The 19,569-nt window shown below is 58.8% G+C and carries 19 protein-coding genes; 3 read left to right on the forward strand and 16 right to left on the reverse strand.

The window, feature by feature from the left end; all coding sequences use genetic code 11:
- Positions 1-98: 98 nt before the first annotated feature.
- The 5 genes from J2S67_RS04995 to J2S67_RS05015 form a co-directional block, all read right to left on the reverse strand.
- The gene (locus J2S67_RS04995; protein ID WP_035754612.1) at positions 99-386 is read right to left on the reverse strand and encodes a DUF3039 domain-containing protein; all 288 of its coding nucleotides are present in this window, start codon (positions 384-386) and stop codon (positions 99-101) included.
- 53 nt (positions 387-439) lie between these two features.
- Positions 440-2,020: a hypothetical protein gene (locus J2S67_RS05000; protein ID WP_310246866.1), complete on the reverse strand. Its 1,581-nt coding sequence runs from the start codon at positions 2,018-2,020 to the stop codon at positions 440-442.
- Entirely contained in the window at positions 2,005-2,778 is a 774-nt protein-coding gene (locus J2S67_RS05005; RefSeq protein ID WP_310246869.1) for an ABC transporter ATP-binding protein, read from the reverse strand. The genes J2S67_RS05000 and J2S67_RS05005 overlap by 16 nt, the downstream gene beginning before the upstream one ends.
- Positions 2,779-2,977: 199 nt before the next feature.
- Entirely contained in the window at positions 2,978-3,967 is a 990-nt protein-coding gene (locus J2S67_RS05010) for a tetratricopeptide repeat protein (protein WP_310246871.1), read from the reverse strand.
- A 60-nt stretch (positions 3,968-4,027) separates the two neighbouring features.
- Complete coding sequence (locus J2S67_RS05015) at positions 4,028-6,118, reverse strand: hypothetical protein (protein WP_156961760.1); 2,091 nt, start codon at positions 6,116-6,118, stop codon at positions 4,028-4,030.
- A 220-nt stretch (positions 6,119-6,338) separates the two neighbouring features.
- Here J2S67_RS05015 and J2S67_RS05020 point away from each other — a divergent pair, with 220 nt between their 5' ends.
- Entirely contained in the window at positions 6,339-7,880 is a 1,542-nt protein-coding gene (locus J2S67_RS05020; RefSeq protein ID WP_052048244.1) for an AI-2E family transporter, read from the forward strand.
- Positions 7,881-8,563: 683 nt separating this feature from the next.
- Entirely contained in the window at positions 8,564-9,532 is a 969-nt protein-coding gene (locus J2S67_RS05025) for an IS481 family transposase (RefSeq protein WP_310245531.1), read from the forward strand.
- Here the strand turns inward: J2S67_RS05025 and J2S67_RS05030 are convergent.
- Positions 9,529-10,785: an integrase catalytic domain-containing protein gene (locus J2S67_RS05030; protein ID WP_176744705.1), complete on the reverse strand. Its 1,257-nt coding sequence runs from the start codon at positions 10,783-10,785 to the stop codon at positions 9,529-9,531. The genes J2S67_RS05025 and J2S67_RS05030 overlap by 4 nt on opposite strands.
- Before the next feature lie 143 nt (positions 10,786-10,928).
- Here J2S67_RS05030 and nucS point away from each other — a divergent pair, with 143 nt between their 5' ends.
- Positions 10,929-11,624 carry an endonuclease NucS gene (nucS, locus tag J2S67_RS05035; RefSeq protein ID WP_035754606.1) on the forward strand — a complete coding sequence of 232 codons (696 nt, stop codon included), beginning with the start codon at positions 10,929-10,931 and terminating at the stop codon, positions 11,622-11,624.
- A gap of 72 nt (positions 11,625-11,696) precedes the next feature.
- Here nucS and J2S67_RS05040 read toward each other — a convergent pair whose 3' ends face one another.
- From J2S67_RS05040 to J2S67_RS05085, 10 genes are all read right to left on the reverse strand, one after another.
- Complete coding sequence (locus J2S67_RS05040; RefSeq protein ID WP_035754605.1) at positions 11,697-12,140, reverse strand: DUF2550 family protein; 444 nt, start codon at positions 12,138-12,140, stop codon at positions 11,697-11,699.
- Positions 12,141-12,146: 6 nt separating this feature from the next.
- Positions 12,147-12,422, reverse strand: coding sequence for a F0F1 ATP synthase subunit epsilon (locus tag J2S67_RS05045; protein WP_035754603.1), 276 nt, complete (start codon positions 12,420-12,422; stop codon positions 12,147-12,149).
- Positions 12,423-12,424: 2 nt separating this feature from the next.
- Complete coding sequence (atpD, locus tag J2S67_RS05050) at positions 12,425-13,882, reverse strand: F0F1 ATP synthase subunit beta (RefSeq protein ID WP_035754601.1); 1,458 nt, start codon at positions 13,880-13,882, stop codon at positions 12,425-12,427.
- 48 nt (positions 13,883-13,930) lie between these two features.
- Positions 13,931-14,821, reverse strand: a complete 891-nt coding sequence (locus J2S67_RS05055; protein WP_310246881.1) for a F0F1 ATP synthase subunit gamma — start codon at positions 14,819-14,821, stop codon at positions 13,931-13,933.
- Positions 14,822-14,905: 84 nt separating this feature from the next.
- Positions 14,906-16,543 carry a F0F1 ATP synthase subunit alpha gene (gene atpA / locus J2S67_RS05060; RefSeq protein WP_035754597.1) on the reverse strand — a complete coding sequence of 546 codons (1,638 nt, stop codon included), beginning with the start codon at positions 16,541-16,543 and terminating at the stop codon, positions 14,906-14,908.
- Between the two features lie 91 nt (positions 16,544-16,634).
- The gene (locus J2S67_RS05065) at positions 16,635-17,447 is read right to left on the reverse strand and encodes a F0F1 ATP synthase subunit delta (RefSeq protein ID WP_310246883.1); all 813 of its coding nucleotides are present in this window, start codon (positions 17,445-17,447) and stop codon (positions 16,635-16,637) included.
- Positions 17,447-17,992, reverse strand: coding sequence for a F0F1 ATP synthase subunit B (locus tag J2S67_RS05070; protein WP_070490414.1), 546 nt, complete (start codon positions 17,990-17,992; stop codon positions 17,447-17,449). Before J2S67_RS05070 ends, J2S67_RS05065 begins: the two co-directional genes overlap by 1 nt.
- Positions 17,993-18,074: 82 nt before the next feature.
- Complete coding sequence (gene atpE / locus J2S67_RS05075) at positions 18,075-18,287, reverse strand: ATP synthase F0 subunit C (RefSeq protein ID WP_035754591.1); 213 nt, start codon at positions 18,285-18,287, stop codon at positions 18,075-18,077.
- A 110-nt stretch (positions 18,288-18,397) separates the two neighbouring features.
- Positions 18,398-19,207, reverse strand: a complete 810-nt coding sequence (atpB, locus tag J2S67_RS05080; protein ID WP_035754589.1) for a F0F1 ATP synthase subunit A — start codon at positions 19,205-19,207, stop codon at positions 18,398-18,400.
- A 95-nt stretch (positions 19,208-19,302) separates the two neighbouring features.
- On the reverse strand, positions 19,303-19,557 hold the full coding sequence (locus J2S67_RS05085) for a hypothetical protein (RefSeq protein WP_310246891.1): 255 nt from the start codon (positions 19,555-19,557) through the stop codon (positions 19,303-19,305).
- Between the last annotated feature and the right edge of the window lie 12 nt (positions 19,558-19,569).

Below are 19,569 nucleotides of genomic sequence, written 5' to 3' on the forward strand. Positions count from 1 at the left end.
AACGGGCGCAACAAAACAAGCATCGCGTGCAACGAACACGGCTTGGAAACAGCGCGACAGTGAACCGCTGGGTCAACCGGCGCAGATGCTGGGCTAGCTTAGTCGCCCATCATCGAATCATAGACTTCCTTGCAGTCCGGGCACACCGGGAACTTCTGCGGGTCACGGCCTGGGACCCAAACCTTGCCGCACAAAGCGATCACCGGTTCACCCGTGAGGGCGGACTCCATGATTTTGTCTTTCTGCACGTAGTGCGCAAAACGTTCATGGTCCCCTGGTTCCGACAACTGCTCTTGCAGCTGCCGGTCCATCACAGCAGTGCCGCCAGGTGAGGCGGTGTCAGGTGAGGCCGGATCGTTGGCATAGGGATCGTTGAGAGAACTCATGCGACCCATTCTATGCCGCCTTCGCCCGAGCGCACACGAGGAAAGATGATTGATCACGCGTGGCGGATCACGGTCTGCATCAGTTCAGGCGTCGAACGGTCATACCATTTCCCGCCTAGCCAGATACCTACTACACAGATCACCAGACCCCACACGATGTCGAACGCGGCGGTTACCGCGAGCGGAACCACGCGCGCCTCGTTCCACGCCATGAGGTAGAAGACCATGGTAGGCGCGAGCAGAATGGCTACCGCGACGAGGTAGAGGGTCTGGGTAATGAATATCCGCATACCGGCGCCCTGTGGCGTTTGGAACGGGGAGTCCCCGGGCTGTGGAACCGCATAAATCCAGCGTGCCGATACCAGCGCGGACAGCCCCAATGAAACACCGAGTGCTGCCAGCGAAGCCAGTAGCGAATCAGGAATCATTTCGACGCGGTCCAGAATCAGCAACGGAACCACCGCGGATAGTCCGACTGCTATGAATGAGAGCGGTAGCACCGCAACTACACGGCCCAGCCGGTCCTGCCAGCCACGCACCCCGGTGAGAACATGTGTATGGAACGCCGTTGAGTCATAAGAAATATCGGCAGAAATACTGAACCCCATGAGCGCGCCAACCATAATGCCGGCGAGGTGGCCACCGAAAGCAGCCTCCGGTTGGAACAGTGGCATGAATATGCCGATCACCACGATGAGGACCGGCACCATGATCAAAGAGGCCGAATAGCGGGCGTCCTTAAGCCAATAGATCAGCGCGCGGCCGGCAATCGCACCCCACGGAGTTGCCGGCATGCGCCCGATCCAGCCCAGCCCCTTCACGTCTTTCGATGCGGCCGTATGCGGAGGAGACACCGCGGCCTTCTTGACGATGCGAACATAGAGAACCCAGCACACCACAAGGCTCACAAAACCGATCGCGCCACTGATCACGCCGTGGACCATGTTCCCCGATGCAAAGGCCCACACAGCACCAAAGAACGCACCGAACGGCGAATATGAGCTCACGGTAGCTAACGTGCTTAGAACGTTCACAATCAGGTGGTGATCCGTCTCCGGACCCAACGTGGCCATCATCGGCCCCATGAACATGACCGGGAGGAACAAGACCACAGTCCCTAATTCACGCACACCACGCTTGACACCCACCGTGCTAAACCACGTCATGAACGTACGCCCAAAAAGCTGCGCCGCCAACGCTGAGAACAGCCCGGCAACAATCCCCCACGCGAGCAAGTCAGCGTTGAACTTAAAGGAGAAGGCAGCGATCAGCATGAAGATCAACGTTGCCACGCCAGGGACTCCGATGAAACCGGCGAGTAACAACCCTGGAGCGAGCTTTCCGGCGCTGATGGGGAACAACGCAAAGCGTTGCGGCTCCATCGCCCCGTCCATGCCGGTGAAGAACGCGGGCACAACAGTCCAACCCAGCACTACCAGAGCGCTCAGAGTCACCACGATCATCTGGGCAAAAGGCGCATCTTCCGGGGTCATCGCCGCCAACGCCAACGCACCGATCACCAGCAGGAACCCCATGTACAGCCCACCCAGGATCACGCCAAAGAGTTGCCATTTATTGCGGATAAGGCCGTTAATGAACAGCCTCCACCGCAGCTTGATCAGCTGTGCAACCAAGACAACCCTTCCTGCTCGCCGCGGCCACCCACCAAGTCAACAAAGCGGTCTTCAAGGGTCATACCGTCGCATACGTCCTGCACCGTCCCAGCAGCTTTGAGCCGCCCCTGCGCGATCACCGCAACATGCGTGCACATCCGCTCAACCATCGCCATGACGTGGCTCGAAATCAGGACCGTACCGCCCTGCTCAACATAGTTGTTCAAGATGTCACGAATATTGGCACTCGAAACAGGATCCACGGCCTCGAAAGGCTCATCCAAAACCAAAACCTGCGGCGCCTGAATCATCGCACACGCGAGCGCGATCTTCTTATGCATACCCGCGGAATAATCCACAACCTGCTTATCAGCCGCGTCTTGTAGGTCCATGACCCGCAAGAGATCCTCAACGCGCGCGTTAACCACCTCGGCATCCATGCCACGCAAACGTCCCGTGTATGTGATCAGCTGACGGCCCGAAAGCCGATCAAAAAGCCGCATACCATCAGCCAGAACGCCCAGCTTCTTCTTCGCTACGAGTGGTTCCTTCCACACATCGACGCCGTGAACATACGCATGTCCGGTATCCGGGCGTAGCAAGCCGGTCAGCATCGATAGCGTTGTGGTCTTGCCTGCCCCGTTAGGCCCCACCAAGCCATAGAACGATCCACGCGGAACGTCGAAGGCGAACGGGTAGACCGCGACCTTATCCCCGAAACTCTTACCTAGCCCACGGAAACTCACCGCCGCCGAGGACGGATCCGCTAAACCTTGCATCTGATAACTTCCTTGCGTCTGATGTGATGTTGTTTCATGACCTTTATGCGTAGGCCCCACCCCACGCTCATGGTTATGCGAAGGTTCGCCTGCAATATGCGTCATATAAAAATCGAACCATGCGATTTAATGCAGATCAAGAGCCACACTAGAATGTGTGGCTCTTGACACATTTTCTCCGGTTACTTCACCGGTCCAACTAGAACAAGCTCATCGCCAGCTTGCGGCGACCAGCGGCAACGCGTGGATCGTTCTGCCCCACCGCGCTGAACAACTCAACCAAGTGCACCCGTGCCGCCTCACGGTCATCACCGCGATGCGCTCCGATGAAACGAATCAGACGTAAGAAGGCATCATCCACGTGCCCGCCCACGACGTCAAGATCAGCGACATCGATCTGGGCATGAACATCATCCGGGTTGGAAGCCGCAGCATCACGGACCACCTGCGCATCGAAACCAGAGACCCGCTTCAACAAATCAACCCGATGCACACCGGCCTCAGCCTCCGCATCAGCCGGGTTCTCCTCCACGGCACGCTCATACAAAGCCCGCGCCGCATCATATTCCCCTTGCGCAACCAGCGCATCAGCCTCAGCGAACCGGCCACCAGCCGCTTCGGCGCCAGCCGTGTTAATAGGTGCGACCGTGGAAGCCATCCCCTGCTGAACCGCAACCTGCTGCAACTCCTGAAGTGTTGCCGCCATCTGTTCGGAATCAACGGGGCCTGCGAAGAGCGGCATCGGTCGGCCGCCTAAGACCGCAAGCAGCATCGGCACCTGCTGAATCTGCAAGGCCTGAGCCACACGCGGATGCTCATCGACATCCACAACACCCAGAACGAACTTACCCGCCTGAGCCTCAACCGCATCATCCACAACCCGGACCACGGAGTCGGCGGCTTCAGAGCGCGCCGAATACGCGACCAAGAACGCCGGGACCCGCGTGCTGAGCTGCGCGAACTCCTGCAGCGACTCTTCCGTAACCATCGTGGCCCACTGGCCCAGCGAGGCTTCCATGTCCGATGCCTCAGTAGCCTGGCCTGGAGTTTGCTGGCCTAGCGATGATAAGTCCACAGCACCTGCCGAGGACGCTGGAGCGGCGAACTCAGCTTGGCTTCCGGAAGCACCCACACTCGCATTCGGGTTGTGCGCCTGCCCAGGCTGTGCATCAAATGATGAAGAATCCATCGACACTGCGTGCCTCATCCTCTCAGTCGCGCCCCGCGGGTTCCTCGGGGCGCACGGTCGCTACTTCAGCTCTACACCAACAGGGACATACGACATACCAACGACCTCGGCTGGTTTGCCGTCCTTGATGTTGATGACCACAGGAATCGTGAGGCGAGCCTCGACCGGCTTGTCAGTCTCTTCCTTGCCAACAAACTCGCGGATGAAGCCGGCGAGCTTCGTCTTACCGCCGTCCTTCTCCGGGGTCATCCTCATGGTTTCGGTGACCAAACCGGAGACCATGACACTGCCATCCGGCATCTTCAAAGCGTTAGCAGACTTCGCGTTGACCTTGTAATCGGTCGTGAACTTACCCTTGCCGTCGCCCTCGTAGCTCTTCTTGGTCTCCGAGTTTGCTTTACGCAGCTGATCGACCATCGGGGACTTAGCGAACTTCTTCGCAGCGCCGGACTTCGCATCACCCAGTGCAGAAGAGAACTGTTTCAAGGCATCTTCAGGTGACATCGGGCCACCCTTCTTACCTCCCCCAGAAACTGCGCGGACCTCCGGGTCCCCCACAGCGATACCCGGGAACGTTGCCCCCTCGACCATCGGGACTGCGGACACAACCTTGTACTGAGAACGGGCATTCGCCTGCTTGAGGGTCACAATGACCGGCAGGTCCTTGTTGCTACCCGTGGTCACAGCCATGACGGTTCGAGGGAAGCCACGGTCTACCGGAACAGCGGCGGTCACAACCTTCTTCGAAATCGGCGGAACAAGATTGTCGTTGAGCTTGACCTTCTTCTTCAACGCGCTGTAAAGATCCTGGCGCAGGTTCAGAGCGTCTGCCTCAAAACGTGATTCGAGCTTCTTCGCGTCACGCTTCTTATCGCCCTCAGCAGCAACGTCGCTGACATCACTCATGATGCGCTCTAGCTGGGTTGTGACCAGGATCGAATAGGCTTCCTCTTCTTCAGCCTTAGCGGTGGCCTCCTCAGACTTCTCGGCCGAGGTGTCCGCCCACGCGACCTGAGACGGGAGCGCAAGGCCGAGGGCCGCCCCCACAGCAATCAGGCCCTTCCAGGCACGAGAGCGCCGACCCTCACGTTGGCCAAGGCTCTTAGTTGTAGCAGGTTCAGCAACAGAGCGGAATCGTGGATCTTCTTCAGGGTTCACGTCATCGCCCTCCTGCCAGTTGCGCTCATCGTCTCCCCATGATTGTTCGCCGTGAGCCGGTGCGGCAGACCCGCCGTCGTAATAGTCGTCATCGTCGTCGCGGCGGTCCTGGTCGTTACCGTCATGTTCCTCAGAATCAGCGGGAGCAACCACGCCGTGCCTGCGGCTTGCAACGATCGTGTCATCCGACTGCGGAACATATGGATCGCTGCCGCCAAAGTTAGGCAACTCGTATTCAGCCGTATCGCCGGCACCTTCAAAGGAGTCACCGTCGTATCCAGCATCTGCCCCCGGCTGGCCGTCTGGATGCCCAGCGGCGGCGCCAGCACCGACACCGGCACCGATACCTGCGCCAGCGGCGCGGCCGGTGTGGTTAGCCCGCCGGTCAGCGTCCTCTCCGCGACGAGCCGCTGCGGCACGGCGCGGAGAATCAGCAACGCGACGGCCACCGCGCCGCTTCGGACGAGACATCGCCAGAATCAGGGCAAGACCAAACAAGATGACAGCGGCAACAAACCACGGGGTCGCTTTAGCCCACTTGGCTGACATCTCAGCCTCCGGGTTATCCCACGTCACCACAAGATCCTTCGGCGCAGGTTCAGTCCCGTCCTTAATGACCAGCAGCGCGACAGGACCGTGAATCTCCTCAGGCCAGGCCACATCCCACCGGCCTTCTTGCTCAGACTCTGAAATCCAGAGGTCAGAGCCCTGAGGATTAGGAGCCTTTGCATCGCCCTTCTTGTGCTCGACCTTGAACGTGCGCGAACCGGTGTCCACAGATTCGATCACGTTCATCGCAGAGGACCCCGCCCACTCCTGGATGTCCCAAGGGCGTGCGACTGCGACCGTGAACTTGCCTTCTTCCCCCAGTTTGACCTCTGGGTTGGAATCCGGCGCCAAATGAATCTCTGAGGAAATCATGGTGATCGGCGCATCCGGGGTATTGTCCGGGATCTCAGCGCTGAGGCGATCCTGCGGAGACCACCAGGTCATGTGTCCGATACCGATAATGAGGCACACCACGCCTATCACCAGGGCAGCCGTGCTAATAATTTTGCGCACTATAGGTCAATCATCCTCGTATCAGCCGCGGCGCACAGCACCGCAGTTCGGTCAAGTCACAATCGCGGGCGATGCCGCGTCTACTAAGAGTCTAACGAGTAGACCCTCGTCTTTCCCGTAATTCGCTCCAAACTTAGGTAGTCTAGCCGACATGACTGCGCGTTCAGATGAGCCCAACGCCTCGGAGCTTGATGGCCAAACCTCCAGGCCTCCGGGCATGCAACCCGAAGACCTCCCCGATGAGATACGCCTCGGCGGTGACCTACCTAGCGACCCGGACTCTAGCGACACGCCGGCATCATCTGACAGCGAGGATCCCGACGTAACGGCGGAACACAGCAAGGCTGAGCCCTCCACCGGCCAAACCGGGCGGCCTGAACCGGAGAAGGACACGCTCGCGGTGCGAGCGCCCGATATCGACGCAACAAACTCGCTCAACCCCGGCCCCATACCAGCCCCTACCCCTGCCCCCGCGGCGTCTGCACGGTTCCGCAAGTTTGTTCCGCACTGGCTAGGCCGCGCGCTCACCACCACGGATAGACCCTTACCCTATGATCCCGGGTCCCCGCAGGCCGCCAGCGGTGGATCCGATGCCTCCAGCAATTCTGAAGCGGACGAATCCTCCAGCTCGGCGCTTGGAACAGCGAAAAGTTCGCCAGACAGCCCCGCACTCCAGACCCCCGTGAAGTCCGGTTTCGGTCTTGCAGTAGGTGTAGCGCTTGCCGTCATGGCGTGGCTGATACTGGCGGAGCTATCTCAGCTTTTGACGTGGATCGCGCTGGCATTGTTCATCGCTTTAGGCATGGACCCCATCGTGCGCTTCTTCGTATCCCGCGGGTGGCGGCGCTGGGTCGGTGTGCTCGTGGTCGTGCTCGTACTTCTCGCGTTCGTGGCTGGCTTCTTGAGTTTGCTGATCCCCGCGCTCATCACCCAGATCTCTGAGCTAACTCGACGCGCGCCCGCGATCCTTGATGACGTCACCGCCAAACCGATGGTTCAGAAACTGGATGCTCAGTTCCACCTCATCGACAAAGTCGGTGAAGAAGTCAGGTCCATCATCAACAGCCCTGACACCCTAGCGAATGTGATCAACGCCGGTAACTTTGTGGGTGAGTTCTTCTTCGGCACACTCATCGTGTTCGTTCTGGCAACCTATTTCTTGGCTTCGTTGCCACAACTGAAACTGTTTGTCTTCTCTTTCGCGCCGGCTTCCAGCAGACAGCGGGTCGCCGTGTTGTCAGAGAACATCACGCGTTCGGTAGGCAACTACGTCATGGGGCAAGCAACAGTCGCCATTGTCAACGCTTGCTTCTCGTTCATCCTGATGACGATCTTCGGGATCCCCTATTCGCTGCTACTTGCACTGTGTGTTGCCATGCTCGCATTCATCCCGCTCGTAGGCGGCGTGGCCGCGGGAACCTTAGTCGTAATCGTCTCTCTATTCTCGCTCAGCTGGCAGTCCACACTGCTATACGCGATCCTCTACATCGTCTACCTGCAGGTAGAGGCCTACTTCATCTCACCTAGGATCATGTCGCGTGCCGTCAAGGTTCCAGGCGCTGTGGTGGTGATCGCTGTGATCGCCGGTGGTGCGCTCTTCGGCGTTTTGGGGGCGCTCATGGCAATCCCGGTCGCTGCTGCCGCCATCACGCTGATCAAGGAAGTCTTCTTCCGCAGGCAAGACGCCCGCTAACCCAGATCGGGCCCTCCAGTGCAGCTACCGTCTCGGGTTCGCTAGCGCGGCCTCAACGACGCGGCGCGTGGTTCTCCCAGCATCTGCTATGCCAGTGGCGCCTGTCTGCTTGGGCGTCCGCGTCCGATCGTGAACCGTCCGCTCTCCACGCCACAATGTGTGCGATGCCCGGTGGTATCAGCTGATCACAGCCCGGGCAACGGTAATGTTTACTCGCGCCATAGCCTGGTACTGCGCGCACATGCCATAGCCCGTCGCTGAAGTCCTGTAACGGTTCGTGGCCGTAGTGAAGCCAGCCACTACTTGTATCTAAGTCCCATGCACGGGTCCGTACAGGGCGAGCGCCTCTGGGGGCGGCTGAGGAACGCGAGCCCGAGCTCCTGCGGCTTGCGCCACGAGCCTGCGGAGCTCTGCGGTTTTTACGTCCCACGCTGTTCTCCCCTCTTGGCCTAATCCTTGTGTGGCCCGACAATCTGCTACTACCCTACCGAGCCGCTCGCTCACCTGACCGGACGTAGTGCCTCATGTCAAGTTGATCGCGTAGCCCTAGTCGTGCCTCACAGAGATTGATTGCGTAGCCCTGCTTAGGTGTAGTTCCTCGGGAGGTTGTGAACGTTCGCGGTAGGTGAAGACCTCCGGGCAGTATGGGGTTACCACAACTCCTGCCTGACCCGGAGGTCTTCATGTCTCACCCTAATGCACCCTTGACTGCTGAGGGTCGCCGGCGTCTTGCCGTGCTTATCGTCGAGGAAGGCTGGACGATTCGTCGAGCCGCCGAACGTTTCCAAGTCTCACCGGCTACCGCATCGAAATGGGCCAAACGCTACCTCGTCGGCGCCCCACTGACGGATCGGTCCTGCAGGCCACGTCGCTGTCCTAACCGGTTGTCTGTTCGCCGAGAACGCCGGATTATTGCGCTGCGGTTCACCCGCCAGTGGGGCCCACACCGGATCAGTTACCACTTGGGTATCCCACGGTCCACGGTTGGTAGAGTCTTGGCCCGGTACCAGATGCCGTTACTGGCCCATATCGATCGAGGAACAGGACTGCCCATCAGGACACCGCACATCGCGCGGTATGAGAAACAAGCCCCAGGTGAGCTGGTGCATGTTGATATCAAGAAACTTGGGCGGATCCCCGATGGTGGTGGCCACCGTATGCTTGGACCCGAGGCGCGCAAGAACGGTGGGTATGGAAAACACGGCAGGGGCTATGCCTTCTTACATCACGCCATCGATGACTATTCGAGACTCGCGTATTCAGAGATCCTTACCGATGAGAAGAAACAGACCGCGGCCGGGTTCTGGCAACGCGCTCAGGAGTTTTTCGCTCAAGCTGGGATCACCGTACAGGCAGTGATGACCGATAACGGCGCCTGCTACCGCTCACGCCTGTTCAACAACACGCTCGGGACAAAGATTAAACACCAGTTCACCAAGCCCTACCGGCCTCAGACCAACGGCAAAGTCGAACGCTTCAACCGTACTCTGACCCAAGAATGGGCCTACGCTAAGACCTATTACAGTGACGAAGCCCGAGCAGCGACCTACGAAGCCTGGCTACATCACTATAATCACCACCGACCCCACACCGGAATCGGAGGCCAAACCCCCGCCCAACGCGTTCACAACCTCACGGGGAACTACACTTAGGCAGTATGGAGTTTCACCCCACCGGTTTGTCGTTTCCGTCGGTTCTGTTTCGCGTCTTCGACCTCAGCTGTGAGGACCTCAGTCTTCCAACTGGCTTTGGTGATGAGCATGTCCTGATACCGGACAATGTCACGCGTGAGTTCGACCGGGTTGAGCTTCGCGTACTGCGCCCGCAGCGCTCGTTCTTGAGCTACAGAGAGCAGCCCAGAGTCGAGCAGACGCTGGTACGGGGTCTTCGGGTCGTCATACACGCGCCGTCTACGCCCCTGCCCGTCCACGCTCCAACCGACAGGTTTCTTGGTGGGGGTGAAGAAGTTCATCTTCAGCATCACTGCCTGCCATAACAGTGTCAGCACGTCCCGCTCATCTGGGGTGTCGTAACGGTAGTAGAAACCGTATTTACGGACAATATGGTTGTTCTTTGACTCGACGAGGGCTTGATCATTCTTCTTGTAAGGCCTGGCTCTTGTGAAGAAGATCTTCCGGTCACCTGCCCACTCGATCACTTGGTCGTTGATGAACTCCGACCCGTTATCGCAGTCGAGCCCAGCAATATCAAACGGTAACGCAGCTTCCATGCGGGTGAGGGCGGCGAGCATGTGTACACGTGCGTTATTCCGTAACACTTCCAGGTGGGTCCATCCCGTCTGCACACAAGTGGCGGTCAAAGTTCTGGCGAATTCACCTTTCAGTGTGGGGCCGCAGTGCGCGACCGTGTCACACTCCAGAAAGCCGGGCTCATGCTCTGCCTCGTCGCCGGCTTTCCGGATCATGATCGAGGTGCGTAACAGCGCGCCAGAACGGGTGGCAGAGATCCCTTTCAACTCCAGTGACTGCCGGTGCTCTCGTAAATATCGGTCGATCGTCGCGGCAGACATCTCAAGCAGTTCGGCACGTACCGCAGGCGTGTAGTCGTGTTCACCGTGGCTGAGTTCGCCATGTGCTTCAAGCCGGCTGATCCATTCGGGGAGCATCTGACACATGTATTTCCCGCACGGGTACATCATGACCCGCCACAGCCACACCAGCACCCGTTTCGAGGCTGCCGAGTACTTCGTCGGGCGATGCCGACGACGATCAACTTTCGTCACATTCTTCACGCCCAGGTGTGGGCTGGTGAGATACCGTCTGGCTGATACTCGGGACAGCCCGGTGGTTGCGCAGAACTGATCCAGAATCACAGACTTCTCGGACCTCGTCGCGGTTTTGTAGGCCCGTTTGAGTTGTTTGGTGACTTCGATACGTGTCGACATTGAGACCACACCCTTGTTCATACTTGTTCAGCGTAGGAGTACGCGCTCAAAGTATGTGAGGCACGACTGTAGCTACGCGATCAATATATGTAAGGTACGCCGCCGGATGGAGACAAACACCCACGGGGGCTAAACTATCCACGATGCGACTTCTGATTGCTACATGCGCTGTTGATTACACGGGGCGGCTGAACGCCCACCTACCTAAAGCCAAGCGGCTCATCATGGTCAAAGCCGATGGCTCAGTGTTGATCCATAACGACGGCGGATCGTATAAGCCGCTGAACTGGATGAGCGCGCCTGTTCACACGCATGTGAGCGAACCTGATGAGGTGGATGCCGCAGAAGGTGTTGAGGCGATGTGGATTGTCCGCAACGCCAAGACCGGGGATGCGCTCACGATTCGCATCTACGAGGTGTTCGCCGATGACACGCATGAGTTTGGTGTGGATCCGGGGCTGATCAAGGATGGTGTTGAGGCTGATCTGCAGCGCCTCTTAGCCGAGCAGATCCATCTCATCGGCGACGGCGCGGCCCTGGTGCGCCGTGAGTACATGACCGCTATCGGGCCTGTCGATATTCTCGCGCGGGACGCTGACGGCGGCTATGTGGCGATCGAGCTGAAGCGTCGCGGTGAGATCGATGGTGTTGAGCAGTTGACGCGGTATCTTGAGCTGATGAACCGCGATCCCCATCTGGCGCCTGTCCGCGGGATCTTTGCCGCCCAGCTGATCAAACCTCAGGCCCGCACTCTCGCTGAGGACCGCGATATCGAATGTTTGGTCTTGGATTACGATGCGATGCGCGGCGTCGATGACGTCGAGTCGCGTCTGTTCTGAGCTCAGGTTCGCATAATCCCTCGTATAAAGCCGAGTGCGACCGTTCCGGCCCACTGTCGGCGGCCTTCTGTACTAATTTGATGGCGATTGACGCCAGGTCCCCATACCGGCAACCGGTCCGGCTTCAACCCATGAGGCGAGGCCGGTGTAGTCGCCATAGCTCATCGCAAGATTGATCTGTTGCTCGCGGTTTTTGATCTCGACCACAACCCAGTCGGAGGGGAACCGTCCAGGCACCGTCTCGGACGGTTCCCACCCGAGCACTTGAATGTCCGGCCGTTGCAGCTTCAGCACTGGGATGGGGCTGACAGAAAAGAGGCGTAGAACATCGAGTCGATGGTCGCCGTATCTGCAGATGACGCGCGTCCAGCGCTCCTGCTCGTTGTGTAATGCACCTTTAAACGTGCCGAGGGTACGCCGCAACTGGTTGCGGCGTACCCTCATAGCAACGAAGTAGGCGCCGATCAGCACAAGAACGAGTACTCCAAGCAGGAGCAAGCCCTGTGCGATCGACATGGTGAATCAGGCTTCGGTCGAATCCACGAGCGACGCACGGTCAGCAACGATGGTCACTCGGTTCGAGTCGACCGAGAAGAAACCCCCAGCGGCCTGAATGTGGATGCGAGCGCCATCGACGGGCTCTACCTCCACGTCGCCGCTGGCCAGCAGAGCCATCAGTGGCGAGTGGAATGGCATGACACCGATCTCACCTTCCACCGTGGTTGCTTTCACGAAACGTGCCTCACCGGACCACACGTGGCGGTCTGCTGCGACAACTTCCACATCCAACGTAGCCATAATTACTTAGTGGCCTTCTCGATCTCGTGTGCCTGACGCTGTACGTCTTCCATGTCACCACAGTTGAAGAACGCCTGCTCTGGCAGGTGGTCGACGTCGCCGTCTGCGATCGCCTTGAAGCCTTCGATGGTGTCCTTGATTGGAACCGTCGAACCTTCAACACCGGTGAACTGCAGAGCGGTGTAGGTGTTCTGGGAGAGGAACTGCTGGATACGACGTGCGCGTGCAACGACGATCTTGTCTTCTTCCGAGAGCTCGTCAACACCGAGGATCGCGATGATGTCCTGGAGTTCCTTGTTCTTCTGCAGGATCTGCTTGACGCGGACAGCCGTGTCGTAGTGATCCTTACCCACGTACTGTGGGTCCAGAATGCGGGAGGTCGAGGTCAACGGATCCACAGCTGGGTACAGACCACGCGAGGCGATCTCACGGGAGAGCTCAGTGGTTGCATCCAAGTGCGCGAACGTGGTTGCTGGCGCCGGGTCGGTGTAGTCATCCGCAGGGACGTAAATCGCCTGCATCGAGGTAATCGAGTGACCACGGGTCGAGGTAATGCGTTCCTGCAGCAGACCCATCTCGTCAGCGAGGTTCGGCTGGTAACCCACTGCGGAAGGCATACGGCCCAGAAGGGTCGAAACCTCGGAACCTGCCTGGGTGAAGCGGAAGATGTTGTCGATGAAGAGCAGAACGTCCTGGTTCTGCACGTCACGGAAGTATTCCGCCATGGTCAGGCCGGTCAGTGCAACACGCAGACGCGTGCCTGGTGGCTCGTCCATCTGGCCGAATACCAGTGCCGTGTCCTTAAGAACGCCGGCTTCTTCCATTTCAACCCAGAGGTCGTTACCTTCACGGGTGCGCTCACCAACGCCGGCGAATACCGAGGTACCACCGAAGTTGCGGGCAACACGGGTAATCATTTCCTGGATCAGAACGGTCTTACCAACACCAGCGCCACCGAACAGACCAATCTTTCCACCCTTGATGTAAGGGGTCAGAAGGTCAATAACCTTAATACCGGTTTCCAGCATCTCGGTTGCACCTTCAAGCTCTGCGAAGTGCGGAGGCTTGCGGTGGATCGGCCAGTGGGCGTCGGCCTTGATTTCGTCTTGGTCAACGTCGAGGGATTCACCCAGAACGTTGAAGATGTGGCCCTTGACACCGTCGCCAACTGGCACGGAGATCGGAGCTCCGGTGTCCTGTACGGTGGTGCCGCGAACCAGGCCGTCGGTGGTCTGCAGGGAAATTGCACGAACGAGGTTGTCGCCCAGGTGCTGGGAGGTCTCGAACGTGATCTTACGGGTCTCGCCTGCGAGGGTGACCTCACAGGTCAGTGCGTTGTAGATCGCTGGGATCGCGTCAGCCGGGAACTCGACGTCCACGACCGGACCGATCACGCGAGCGATGCGGCCGGTTGCGCCCGGCGTCGCGGTCGCTGCCGCTTCGGTAACTTGAGCAGTCATGTCTCTCACTTCGCTGTTATAGCTGGGGTGGTCTTCGGTTGAGGGGTCTTAGCCGCCGAGCGAGTCGGCGCCTGCGACGATCTCCGTGAGCTCCTGCGTAATTTCTGCCTGGCGGGCGTTGTTACGCAGTCGCGTGTACTTCTCAATCAGTTCTTCTGCGTTGTCGCCTGCGTTCTTCATTGCACGCTGGCGAGCTGCAAGCTCGGATGCTGCAGCCTGCAACATGGCTGCGAAGATACGAGCGTCCAGGTAGCGCGGGAGCAGTGCGTCAAGCACCTGCTCTGGTTCCGGCTCGTAGTCGTAGAGCGGATGGAGTTCGGATTCGTCCTGAACTTCCTCTTCAACGACTTCGAGTGGAAGCAAACGGGTCACGTTTGGTTCCTGCGTCACCATGGACTTGAACTGGGTGTACACGAGGTGGATCTCGTCTACCCCACCGTTTTCGTATTCACGCTCGAAAGCTTCGAGCACGGCGGCGCCAATTTCTTGAGCAGTATCGAATTCAGGTGCGTCAGTGTTACCTGTCCACACTCGCTTATACTCGCGTCCGCGGAAGTCGTAGTACTGCTGAGCTTTGCGGCCCACCAGATATGCGTCTACTTCCTTGCCTTCTTCCTTCAGAGCTGTGATGAGCTCTTCCGCTTCCTTCATGATGGATGCGGAGTAGGAACCAGCCAGACCACGGTCGGAGGTGAACACCACTACAGCGGAACGCTTAGCGGTTTCCTTCTCACGGGTCAGTACGTGGTCGATTTCGGACTGCGAGGATACGGCAGATACAGCGCGAGTGATCGCATTGGCATAAGGCAGGGCTGCAGTAACGGCGTTACGCGCCTTGGTAATGCGCGAGGTCGCGATCAGCTCCATCGCCTTGAAGATCTTCTTCATCGAAGATGTCGATGCGATCTTCTGGCGGTAAACCCGGATTTGGGCTCCCATGGATGTCCTTTCATGCCCCGCTGGTGGTGGGCGGCGAACCTTCGAGGTTTCGCTGGTTCGCCGCCACCTTCAGCGGATGTGCGATCAGCGCTTCTGCTTGACGATCTGCTCCTGGTTGACGTCTTCGGCAGCCAGAGCGTCATGCTCTTCGTTGCCGGCAGTCACCAGGGTGTCGTGGCCTTCACCGAAGAAGCCACGCTTGAACTCGGTCACTGCAGATTCGAGCTCTGCAACAGTCGAGTCCTCGAGCTTGCCCGATTCTGCGATCGTGGTCAGGATCGAGGTGCGGTGGCGCAGGTTCTCCAGGAACTCGGTTTCGAAACGGTTGATGTCTTCAACCGGGACGTCGTCGAGGTAGCCGTTGGTACCTGCCCAGATGGAAGCGACCTGCTCTGGGACCGAGTACGGCTGGTACTGGCCCTGCTTGAGCAGCTCCATGAGGCGTGCACCGCGGGTCAGCTGCTGGCGGGATGCGGCATCGAGGTCCGATGCGAACATCGCGAACGCCTGCATGTCGCGGTACTGTGCCAGATCGAGCTTCAAGGTACCGGAAACCTTCTTCATAGCCTTGACCTGTGCGGCACCACCAACGCGAGAGACGGAGACACCCACGTCGACAGCTGGACGCTGGTTGGCGTTGAAGAGGTCGGACTGCAAGAAGATCTGACCGTCGGTAATGGAAATAACGTTCGTTGGAATGAACGCGGAAACGTCGTTTGCCTTGGTTTCGATGATCGGCAGGCCGGTCATCGAGCCGGCACCCATCTCGTCCGAGAGCTTCGCGCAACGCTCGAGCAAGCGGGAGTGCAGGTAGAAGACGTCACCTGGGTATGCTTCACGGCCCGGTGGGCGGCGCAGCAAGAGGGACACGGAACGGTAGGCTTCAGCCTGCTTCGAGAGGTCATCAAAGATGATGAGGACGTGCTTGCCGCCGTACATCCAGTGCTGACCGATTGCGGAACCCGCGTATGGTGCGAGGTACTTGAAGCCTGCGGAGTCGGATGCTGGGGAAGCAACGATGGTGGTGTATTCCATCGCACCGTGCTCTTCCAGGGTGGACTTCACAGCTGCGATCGTGGACGCCTTCTGGCCGATTGCGACGTAGACGCAACGGACCTGCTTGGTGACGTCACCGGATGCCCAGTTTTCACGCTGGTTCAAGATGGTGTCGATCGCGATGGCGGTCTTACCGGTCTGGCGGTCACCAATGATCAGCTGACGCTGGCCACGGCCGACAGGGATCATCGCGTCGATCGCCTTCAGGCCGGTCTGCAGCGGCTCATTAACCGACTGACGCTGAGTCACGGTTGGGGCCTGCAGTTCGAGCGCGCGGCGGCCTTCAGCCTTGATCTCGCCCTGATCGTCAATTGGCTGACCCAGCGGGTCAACTACACGGCCCAGGAATTCGTCACCGACTGGCACGGAGAGAATCTCTCCGGTGCGGTGGACCTCCTGGCCCTCTTCAATACCTTCAAAGTCACCCAGGACAACAACACCGATTTCACGGCGGTCCAGGTTCTGGGCCAGGCCCAGGGTTCCGTCTTCAAAACGAACCAGTTCGTTCGCCATCACGGAGGGAAGACCCTCTACGTGGGCAATGCCGTCAGCTGCCGAGACAACGTGTCCGACCTCTACACGCTCTGCGGAATCCGGGGTGTAGGACTCTGCGAAGCTGTTGAGTGCGTTACGGACTTCCTCGGCATTGATGGTCAGCTCGGCCATCTGCCTCTCCCTGCTCTCTAGATTGGTGGTCCCTACCGGTTTCCGACCGGTCGCTGGGACGTCATGCTTTTAAAACTACTCGGTTGCGGACTTAGCTTGCGAGCTTGCGGCGCAAATCTGCCAGGCGGCTTGCAGCGGTTGCGTCAACCACTTCGTCGCCTACAACAATCCGGACGCCACCTACGACACTTGGGTCGATCACTTCGTTGAGGCGAAGTTCGCGACCGTACATCGAGTTCAGCCCGGCCTGCAGTCGCTCGCGTTGCGAATCGGTCAGCGGACGGGTCACACTCACCGTAGCGATGAAACGCTGCTGCCGGTGTGCCGCGATTTCAGCGAAACGCTCTACCAGTGCGGTAGGTCGCAAGCCGCGAGGATGAGATACCGCCTGCGCTAGCAGTGCGCGGGCCACATCAGAGGCTTGTGGTGCAAGCTTCTGTGCGAGCTCAACCTTCGCGTCGACTGGTGCTTGTGGATCAGTCAGAGCCCACTGGAGCTCGTGATCGGAAGCGACCAGGTCAACGAAACCGAGCAGCTCGGTCTGGAGTTTGTCCAGTCCGGCGGCGCCGTCTACCTTTTCGGCAACGGTCGTCGCGGTGATGGCGGCGACGAGTTCGAGGGTGTCGCCTAGGTCCCGTTCGGTGGAGAAGCGCGAGCGCGCCAGCCCCTCGAGGACCTCGCGAGCCTTATCACCGATACGTTCCCCGAACAGGGAGCGCACCAGGGCGGCACGGGCTTCCGGCTCCCGTGAAGGATCCGTCAGCGCACGACGCAAAGCTGCATTCTCGTCGATGACGTTCAGAGCGCCAAACAGGTCGGTCGCCCACGAAAGCTCGGCAGTGGATGCCGAAGACTCGAGTGCTGCCAGCGCGTTCGCCAGCGCCTCGTTCGTCGCAGTTGCCATTAGTTCGACGCCCCCTGCTGCTGTGCTTCAAGATCAGCCAGGAAGCGGTCAACAACGCGCTGCGAGCGTGCGTCATCTTCAAGGGCTTCGCCGACAATCTTCGAAGCGAGGTCGGTTGCCAGCGAGCCAACCTCAGTGCGGAGGGAGGCCTGTGCTGCAACACGCTCTGCCTGGATGCTGGCTTGCGCCTGCTCGGTGATGCGTGCTGCATCCTCAGCGGCCTTAGCCTTCATCTCAGCAAGGATCTGTGCACCTTCTGCGCGCGCTTCCTCACGGATGCGGTTTGCTTCGGTGCGGGCTTCCTGCAGTTGCTGCTGGTATTCAGCCTTGGCAGCTTCAGCTTCAGCCTGTGCGGCCTCAGCCTTCTGGATGCCACCTTCGATAGCGGCGGTGCGCTCCTCGAAGGTCTTCTCGAACATCGGGGTCGCTACCTTGCCGACGATGATCAGCAGAACCAGGAAGCCGACGAGGGTGACGAGCACCTCCCACCAGTTCGGCAGCAGCGGATTAGCGGCACCTGCCGCGAGGATCACTGCGTTATCCATGTTTCACCCGTCTTTCTTGCGTAATGGTCCATCAGCGTGGTTTTCCCTCACCCCTTAAGGGTTGGAAGGGGAATTCACGCGATTAGTTCCAGACGAACGCGAAGACGAGACCCAGAATTGCAAGTGCCTCGGTGAACGCCAGGCCCATGAAGGCGAGTGGCTGCAGCTTGTTCTGGAGTTCCGGCTGGCGTGCGACACCCTGGATGAAGGCAGCGAACACGAGGCCCACGCCAATACCACCACCGATGGCGGAGAGACCGTAGCCGATGGCGTTGAGGTTTCCGGAGATCTGCATGATTTTCCTTTCACGGTGTCCGCGGTTTGTGAACTGGTTTGTGGATCCACGGACAAGGGCGGATGGTTGTCCCTCTAGCGTCTCGCTACAGGGCAGTTTGTTGGATAGTGCTAGTGGGCTTCCGCGATCGAGCTCTGGATATACACCGCGGTCAGCAGGGCAAAGACATAAGCCTGCAGAACCATGATGAAGATCTCGAACAGGAACATACCTACTGCACCGATGAAGACGAGCACACCGAGTGGATATCCATACCACTCACCCATCTTCAGGAACATGAAGTTCATCGCTGAGCCAGCAAGCGCAACGATCATGTGACCCGAAAGCATGGTTGCGAACAGACGCAGCGAGTGCGTCATTGGACGAACCAAGAACGTCGAAACGATCTCGATCGGAATCACAAGGAAATAGAAAGGCCACGGCACACCCGATGGCATGAGTGCGACCTTGAAGTAGCCAATCCCGTGGGTCTTGAAACCCAGGTAGATCCAGTAGACGTACACGATGCCGGCTAGCGCGTACGCTGTACCGACGTGTGACGTGGTGGGCAGTTGGATGAAGGGCACAGCGCCCATCAGGTTGCTGACAAGGACAAATGCAAACAACGCCACCAAAAGTGGGGTGTATTTGCGGAATTCCTTTTCGCCGAGCATGTCACGGCCCACTGAGTTCCGGACGAAGGAGTAGAACCCTTCACCGAAGAACTGGAAGCGGCCTGGAATCATTTGACGCTTGCGTGCTGCAGCGACAAAGAACCACGAGAGGAGCAAAACAGTAAGCAGTACGACAAGCATCTGCTTGCCGAACCCGGTGCCGTATTCGGCGCCCCACGGGATGATCTCCGGAAGGTGGAGGTCATCGATGGTTGGTGGGATGAAACCGTCGGAACCGGCGGCTGTGGAAAGCGCAAGCGCGATCAACGCGTTTCCTCTCTAGAAGCTGTACGGCTGTCACCGCACGAAGAAACATCGGAATGATCTTCGTGATATTCGGAGACTCGTGCTGGGGTGTGGCTTTATTTCAGGCGTCCGGCTTCCCTACGACGGTCAACGTGATGACGCCAAGCGATATAGAGCCCGGCCACGGCACCGAATCCGGCTCCTACAAAAAGTAGCCATGAACGGTCCAGGGCCATACCCGCCAACCATCCTATCAAACCGAAGGCGATGATCCCGCCGAGCAGATAGGTCACGTATTCACGCACCGGATGTTCTGCGGCATCTGATGGACCATAGCCACGCTGGGTCGAATTAAGCTTCTTTTTTGTCATTGTCACCACTTC

The organism is Pseudoglutamicibacter albus, assembly GCF_031458175.1.
Taxonomy (GTDB): Bacteria; Actinomycetota; Actinomycetes; order Actinomycetales; family Micrococcaceae; genus Pseudoglutamicibacter; species Pseudoglutamicibacter albus.